General features: G+C 70.5%; 4 protein-coding genes. All 4 read right to left on the minus strand.

Annotation, left to right across the window (positions count from 1 at the left end; genetic code table 11):
* Positions 1 to 58: 58 nt before the first annotated feature.
* Complete coding sequence (locus ACH4YL_RS38085; protein ID WP_398512113.1) at positions 59 to 3,778, minus strand: ABC transporter ATP-binding protein; 3,720 nt, start codon at positions 3,776 to 3,778, stop codon at positions 59 to 61.
* Between the two features lie 97 nt (positions 3,779 to 3,875).
* Positions 3,876 to 4,829 (minus strand): serine hydrolase, encoded by a 954-nt coding sequence (locus ACH4YL_RS38090; protein WP_398512114.1) that lies wholly within the window; start codon positions 4,827 to 4,829, stop codon positions 3,876 to 3,878.
* 112 nt (positions 4,830 to 4,941) lie between these two features.
* The gene (locus tag ACH4YL_RS38095) at positions 4,942 to 5,982 is read right to left on the minus strand and encodes an esterase-like activity of phytase family protein (RefSeq protein WP_398512115.1); all 1,041 of its coding nucleotides are present in this window, start codon (positions 5,980 to 5,982) and stop codon (positions 4,942 to 4,944) included.
* A gap of 9 nt (positions 5,983 to 5,991) precedes the next feature.
* Positions 5,992 to 7,518, minus strand: a complete 1,527-nt coding sequence (locus tag ACH4YL_RS38100) for a UDP-N-acetylmuramoyl-L-alanyl-D-glutamate--2,6-diaminopimelate ligase (protein WP_398512116.1) — start codon at positions 7,516 to 7,518, stop codon at positions 5,992 to 5,994.
* Between the last annotated feature and the right edge of the window lie 438 nt (positions 7,519 to 7,956).

Consider the following 7,956-nt stretch of genomic DNA (forward strand, 5'->3'; position numbering starts at 1 on the left):
CTCCGTACATGCGTACGACGCAATCGGAGGCGTGATGGTTGCGACACCCGTGAAAGCGTCACACCGTGGCGGGTTCGTCCTCGCCGATGAAGGTGCGCCACAGGGTCGCGTACGGACCGTCCAGCGCGAGCAGTTCGTCGTGGCTGCCGTCCTCCACGACCCGGCCGCCGTCCATCACGACGACCCGGTCCGCGCGCGCGGCGGTGGTCAGCCGGTGTGCGACGACCAGCGTGGTGCGGCGGCCGGTGAGCCGGTCCGTGGCCTGGTTCACCTGGGCCTCGGTGGCCAGGTCGAGGGACGCGGTCGCCTCGTCGAGCAGCAGGATGTCCGGGTCGACGAGCTCGGCGCGGGCCAGCGCGATCAGCTGGCGCTGGCCGGCCGAGAGGTTGCGGCCGCGTTCGGAGACCTCGTGGAGATAGCCGCCGTCGAGCGTGGCGATCATGTCGTGGGCGCCGACGGCCCGGGCGGCGGCCTCCACCTCGGCGTCGCTCGCGCCGGGCCGGCCGTAGGCGATGGCGTCGCGGACCGTACCGGCGAAGAGATATGCCTCCTGCGGGACGACGCCGAGCCGGTGCCGGTACGCCGTCAGATCCAGCTCCCGCAGGTCCATGCCGTCGACGGCGACCCGGCCGTTCGTCGGGTCGTAGAACCGTGCGACCAGCTTGACCAGCGTCGACTTGCCCGCGCCGGTCTCGCCGACGAAGGCGACGGTCTGGCCGGCCGGGATGCGCAGGTCGACGCCCTTCAGGGCCTCTTCGTCGTCCCCGTAGGCGAAGCTCACGTCCTCGAAGGCCACCTCGCCGCGCAGCGAGCCCACTTCGGCGGGCTTGTCCGCGGTGGCGGTCGAGGTCGGCTCCTGGAGCAGCTCCTGGATGCGCCGCAGCGAGACCGCCGCCTGCTGGTAGCCGTCGAAGACCTGCGACAGCTGCTGCACGGGAGCGAAGAACAGGTCGATGTACAGGAGATAGGCGACGAGTGCGCCGGTGGTCAGCGTGCCCGCCTCGACCCGGCCCGCGCCCACCCACAGCACGGCGGCCACGGCCACCGACGACAGCAGCTGCACGAAGGGGAAGTAGACCGAGATCAGCCACTGGCCGCGGACGCGGGCTTCGCGGTAGTGGTCGCTGCGCTCCACGAAGCGGTCGTTGCCGAAGCCTTCGCGGCCGAACGCCTGGACGATCCGCAGCCCGGACACCGACTCCTGGAGGTCGGCGTTGACGACGCTGATGCGCTCGCGGGCCAGTTCGTACGCCTTCACGCTCTGCTTGCGGAAGAAGTACGTGCCGACGATCAGTACCGGCAGGGTCGCGAAGACCACCAGCGCCAGCGACACGTCGATCACCAGCAGGGCGACCATGATGCCGAAGAAGGTGACCACCGAGACGAAGGCGGTGACCAGTCCCGTCTGCAGGAACGTGGAGAGCGCGTCCACGTCCGTCGTCATCCGGGTCATGATCCGGCCGGTCAGCTCGCGCTCGTAGTAGTCGAGCCCGAGCCGCTGGAGCTGCGCGAAGATCTTCAGACGTACGGAGTAGAGCACCCGCTCGCCGGTGCGGCCGGTCATCCGGGTCTCGCCGAACTGGGCGGTCCACTGCACGAGCACCGTGACGAGCGCGAGGCCGGAGGCCGCCCAGACCGCGCCGATCGCCAGTTGCTCGACGCCTTCGTCGATGCCGTGCCGGATCAGGATGGGCAGCAGCAGGCCCATGCCGGCGTCGACGGCCACCAGAGCCAGGCTGATCAGCAGCGGCAGGCCGAAGCCGCGCAGCAGCAGGCGCAGCGCGCCGCCCTCGCCGTGCGTCTGCTCGGCGCGCTCGGCCCGTGCCTCGTCGATGTCGGGGGTGTCCTCGGCCGGCGGCAGTGCCTCGACCTGCGCGAGCAGTTCTGGGGTCGCACCGGGCTCCGCGGACTCCGCCGCGTTCTCTTCGCGCGCCCACAGCCTGGGCGTGATGCCGCGTTCGGCGTCGAACTCCGCCTCGAGCTCGTCCCGTACCGAGTAGTCCTCCTCCGGCTCGGCCTCCAGCGCCGGGATGTGGCCGGGCGAGACGCCGCCGAGCTCGTCCGGGTCGGTCAGCAGCCTGCGGTACAGGGCCGAACGCCGGGTCAGCTCCTCGTGCGTGCCGATGTCGGCGAGACGTCCGCCGTCCAGCACGGCGATGCGGTCGGCGAGGCCGAGGGTGGAGCGGCGGTGCGCGATCAGCAGCGTCGTACGCCCGGCCATCACGGAACGCAGCGCCTCGTGGATCTCGTGCTCGACCCGGGCGTCCACGGCGGAGGTGGCGTCGTCGAGGAGCAGCAGCCGCGGGTCGGTGAGGATCGCGCGGGCCAGTGCGATGCGCTGGCGCTGGCCGCCGGAGAGGGTGAGTCCGTGCTCGCCGACCTTGGTGTCGTAGCCGGCCGGCAGTTCGGCGATGAAACGTTCGGCCTGCGCGGCGCGCGCGGCGGTCTCGATCTCGTCCTGGGTGGCGTCGGGCTTTCCGTACGCGATGTTCGCGCGGACCGTGTCGGAGAAGAGGAAGCTGTCCTCCGGCACCAGCCCGATCGCGGCCCGCAGCGATTCGTGCGTCAGCTCGCGGACGTCATGGCCGCCGACGAGGACCGCGCCGTGCGTCACGTCGTAGAAGCGCGGCAGCAGCAGCGAGACGGTGGACTTGCCACTGCCGGACGAGCCGACGACGGCAACCGTCTCACCCGGCTGGATCTCCAGCGAGAAGCCGTCCAGTACCGGCCGCTCCTCGTCGTATCCGAAGGTCACGTCGTCGAACTCGACGGTCGCGGGCGCGTCCGCCGGGAGCTCCTTGGTGCCGTCCTGCATCGTCGGCTCGGTGTCGATCAGCTCCAGTACCCGCTCCACACCGGCCCGCGCCTGCTGGCCCACGGTCAGCACCACGGCAAGCATCCGGACGGGGCCGACGAGCTGCGCGAGATAGCTGGAGAAGGCGACGAAGGTGCCGAGCGTGATCTGGCCGCGGGTGGCCAGCCAGCCGCCGAGCGCCAGCATGGCGACCTGTCCGAGCGCGGGGACGGCCTGGAGTGCCGGGGTGTAGCGGGAGTTCAGCCGGATGGTGCGCAGCCGCCCGGCGAACAGCTTGCGACTGGCCTCGCGCAGCTTGCCGGTCTCCTGCTCCTCCTGGCCGAAGCCCTTGACGACGCGCACGCCGGAGACGGCGCCGTCGACGACGCCCGCGACGGCGGCGGCCTGGCTCTGCGCGTACCAGGTGGCCGGGTGCAGCCGGACGCGGCTGTGCTTGGCGATGAACCAGAGAGCGGGCGCGACGGCGAGCGCGATCAGCGTGAGCGGCAGCGACAGCCACGCCATGATCACGAGGGAGATGATGAAGAGCAGGACGTTCCCGATGGTCATCGGGAGCATGAAGAGCAGGCCCTGGATGAGCTGCAGATCGCTGGTGGCGCGGCCGACGACCTGGCCGGTGGAGAGGTCGTCCTGGCGGCGGCCGTCGAGCCGGGTGATCGTCGCGAACATGTCGGTACGGAGATCGTGCTGGACATCGAGCGCGAGGCGGCCGCCGTAATAGCGGCGGATGTACGTCAGTACGTACACGACGAACGCGGCGGCGACGAAGAGTCCGGTCCATACGGCGAGGGAGCGATTCCGGTCGCCGATCACATCGTCGATGACGATCTTGATGATCAGCGGGACGAGCGCCATGACGGCCATGCCGGCCAGCGACGAGCCGAGCGCGAGCACCACATTGCGCCGGTAGCGCCACGCGTAACCGGTAAGCCGCCGTGCCCACCCTTGGTCTGCCGCCGCCACGTGGTGCCTCCCGTTTGATTTTGATCCACCGGAAGGCACCAACGCGGAGAGCAGCAGATTTCATCCCGCCGCAATGATTCCGCGGCGGCTGTTCGGGTCAGCGGGTGGCCGGGACCGCGTCCTTTGCGGCCGTCTCCGGGGTGCCGGGCAGCGCCTCCTGCGGGACGGCGGGCGGCGTGAAGACCTGGGCGGTCTGCACGGCGGCCGGCGCGAGGTCCTGGTGGACGAGGCGCGCGAGGCCCTGGATGGTGTTGACGCCGTACTGCATGGAGTTGTTGTCGTGCGTCAGCACGGAGATCGTGTAGCTGTGTCCTCCGCTGGTGAACGCGCCGACGCTGTGTACGCGCCAGCCGTGCGTGGCCCGCGAGAGCCAGCCGTTCTTGATCTGGACGCGGGCGGTGCTCGGTGCGCCGGCCGAGACGCCCCAGCGCTGCGAGGACACGACCTTGTACATCAGGCCGAGCGTGTAGCCCCGGGAGGCGTCGGTGAGGACGCTGTTCTTCAGGGCCAGCAGATTCATCAGCAGCATCTGGTCGCCGGCGCTGATCTGCGTGAGGCCCCAGTAGCCGCCCGAGCCGGGGATGGTGCGGGACATCTTGGCGACGGTCAAAAAGCCCTGGATCTTCGTGGTCCCGAGCTGCTTCCAGAGCGTGCTGGTCGCGGCGTTGTCCGACTTGGTGATCATGTTGGTGGCCAGCTGCTTCTCGGTGCTGGTCAGCGCGCGGCCGGTCTTCTGCGCGTCCCACAGCAGCGTCGTCAGCACGGTCACCTTGACCACGCTGGCCGAGTCGAACCGGTCGCCGATGCGCAGACCGCAGGTGGTGTTGGTGGTGTTGTCGCGGACGGCGACGGCGGCCGTGGTGGCCCGGCCCTTGAGCGCGGCGGTGATGTCAGCCGTCAGCTCGGCGGCGAGCCCGGCCTTGCCGGAGGTACAGGTGACCGTCGGCGTCGCGGCCGTCGCGGGCGTCGCGCCCACGGCGAGCGGCACGAGCGTCGCGGCGGCCAGGACCGCGGCGAGGCGCGCACGGCGCGGTATTCGGTGGTGAGTCATGGAGGCTTTCCCGTCCCCTTGTGCCTGGTGCGGGCGCGCCTTTCCGGCGCACCCGCACCTCATGACTCACGAGAGGCCGAAAAGTTGTACGGCCTGCCGAAGTCGAGGCGCCTCAGTGGTGCGGAAGCTTCACCGTGAGGCGGTAGAAACGGGTGATCTGCGCGGGGTTCTGGTTGTCGTCGCTGGCGAGCAGCAGCCGCAGCCGGCCGCCGGGAGCGCCTGAAGTGACCGCCATGGCCTCGATGTTGTCGAGCAGCGGGTTGGGCTGGGGCTGCTTGGCGGGAGCGCCGAGGGACGGGCAGTCGACGAGGTCGGCGAGGAGCGTCTTGCGCACCAGGCCCTCGTCTCCTGTGATGTTCTCCACACCGCTCATGTCCTTCGCCCGGCGCGGATCGGCGACATAGAGCCGCACGGTGTTGCCGACGCCGGCCGTGAACCCGCGCTCCAGGACCAGCAGCCGGCCGTCGCCCGTGGCGGTGATCTCGCTGACGCCGAGGCCGGTGTCGGCGCGATAGCCGTACTGCGCGGAGAGCCGGAAGCCGTGCCAGGGGCTGTGCCGCTGCCAGGTCTGCATCCGTACGATGCCCGCGCCGTCGCCGGTGAGCGGTCCTTCCATGGCGGCGACGAGCGTCCGCCCGCCGGGCTGGAGCGTCAGCCCCTCGAAGGTGAGATTCCGCGTGGCGCGCCCGGCCGGTGCGACCTTCAGCGCGTCCGGCACGGGCAGGCTGCCGAGGATCGCGCCGTCGCGGCTGTACCGGCGTACGGAGGGCTCGGTCTCGGAGCTGATCAGATAGCTGCCGTCGCGCTCGACGACGATGCCCTCGGAGTCCAGCTGGGCACCGCTCTCGTCGGCGAGATGCACGACGCTCTTCGGCGCCAGGCTCCTGCCGTCGAGGCCGAACAGCTCGGACCGGTCGGACACCGCGGCGAGGCGTCCGCCGCTGTCGACGGCGAGCGCGGAGAAGTTGCCGACGAAGACGCCCTGGAACTCGGTCTTGTCGAGGGCGTCGGAGTAGCTGTCGATGCCGACGCGGGCGGAGCAGGCCTGGCCCGGCGCGGGCAGGGACTGGGCAGCCGCGGGCCCGGCGGCGGTCACACAACTGCCCACGGCCACAGCGGCGGTCAGGCTGGCGAGAACGGTTCGCAGACGCATGCCGTCACGTTAGGCCGCGCCGGGTAGAGCCCGGGCGGACTCCCCGTGAACGTTCGCGACGGCGAGTTCGCGCACGGTCGCCATGTCGCTGAACGGCAGCAGCTGTTCGCCGACGATCTGGTACGGCTCACTGCCCTTGCCCGCGACGAGCACGATGTCATCCGGTCCGGCGGCGGACAGGGCGAAGGCGATCGCCCGACGACGGTCGGCGAACCGCTCGAACCGGGTGCCGGTCGCCGTGAGGCCGGGCGTGATCTGGTCCAGGATCGTCTCGGGGTCTTCGTATCGCGGGTTGTCCGAGGTGAGGACGCACAGGTCGGAGAGGGTTCCGGCGATCTCTCCCATCTGCGGCCGCTTGGTGACGTCCCGGTCGCCGCCGCAGCCGAAGACGGTGATGACCCGGCCGGTGGCGAAGTCCCGGATGGCGGTGAGCACCTTTTCCAGGGAGTCGGGAGAGTGCGCGTAGTCCACGATCACGGACGTGCCGCGCGGGGTCTCGAAGCGTTCGAACCGCCCCGGGACCGGAGGCATCCGGTCGAGTGCGCCGACCAGTCCGGTCAGGTCGTGCCCGAGGAGATGGCAGGCCGCCAAGGTGGCCAGCGCGTTGGAAACCGAGAACCGCCCGGGTACCGGAATCGCGGCCGGGTACTTGCGTCCGGCGTGGTGCAGGGTGAAGCGTGTGCCGAAGGCGTTCATGCTGAGGTCGGTCGCCCGGAAGTCGGCCTCGGCGTCGAGGGCGTACGTGGTGACCGCGCCGGGCATCATCGCCCGGATTCCGGCTCCGACCGGGTCGTCCGCGTTGACCACCGCGCGCCGGCACAGCCCCTGGAACAGGCGCAGCTTGGCGTCCCGGTAGTTCTCCATGGTGCCGTGGTCGTCCAGATGGTCCTGCGTCAGGTTGGTGAAAATGCCCACGTCGATGAACGCGTGGTCCACCCGGTGAGTGAGCAGCCCCATCGACGTGGCCTCCAGGACCACCGTGCCCACCTCACGGTCGCGCATGTGCCCGAGCAGGTACTGGAAGTCCGGCGACTCCGGCGTGGTCAGCACCGATCTCGGCATCGGAATCAGCGCGTCCCCGATCCGGCTGCCGGCCGTCCCGATCACGCCCACCTTCGCGCCCTCGGCGATCCGCAGCACGGACTCGACCATGTACGACACCGACGTCTTCCCGTTGGTGCCGGTGACGGCCACCATGTCCATCGCGCGTCCGGGCTCGCCGTAGTAGCGGGAGGTGACGACCGCGGCCGTCGTCCGTGTGTCCGGCACGCGGACGACACACACTCCGCCTGCCGACGCCCACACCGCCGCGGGAAGATCGGGCGCCGCGCCGTCGACGAGCACCGCCACAGCCCCACGCGCCAGCGCCTGGCCGACGGCCTCGGGGCCGCCCTCGGTGTGACCGGGCACGGCGATGAACAGCGATCCCGGCAAGACGCGGTGCGCGTCGAAGCACGTCCCCGCAGTGATCCTCGTCTCCGCGTCGCCCAGAAGAACCTCATGGTCGTGCCCGGCCAGCAACTCGCTCAACTTCACAGGGGTCCTCTGATACGCAATGGGTCCAGAAATGGGGTCGGCACAGTGGTGCGGTCCGGGAACCGGAAAAAAGCCCCTGGCGGCGCGGACGAACTCCGCGGGCGGGGCAGGAAGGCCGGGCAGGACGCCCGTGGGGAAGTGGCTAGCCGTGGCCGTGCAGCGCGCGGCAGCCCGCCCGGGACGCGGTGGGGCACAGCGTGTGAGGCGCCTGTCGCAGGCCCTTCCTCACCGCATGTGTGCAACCCATGGGTGGAGTGTACGTCCCGCTGAGGGGCCGGGAATCCCTCAGCGGGAGCCGGGATTCCCTCAGCGGGATACGGAGATCTAGGGCCTGTCGTCTGGATCAGGCCGGATGAGTGAGCGGGGTCTGGTGCCGTGGATCGCAAGGCGGAGGAGGGAGGCATGGCGGAGCCATGCCGACCGACGACAACGCGGCGA

The sequence above is a fragment of the Streptomyces sp. NPDC020681 genome, from assembly GCF_044334895.1.
Lineage (GTDB): Bacteria > Actinomycetota > Actinomycetes > Streptomycetales > Streptomycetaceae > Streptomyces.

Excerpts from the sequence above, each read along its gene's own strand:
- ACH4YL_RS38090 (WP_398512114.1), bottom strand. The coding sequence starts at position 4,829 with ATGACTCACCACCGAATACCGCGCCGTGCGCGCCTCGCCGCGGTCCTG.
- ACH4YL_RS38095 (WP_398512115.1), bottom strand. The coding sequence starts at position 5,982 with ATGCGTCTGCGAACCGTTCTCGCCAGCCTGACCGCCGCTGTGGCCGTG.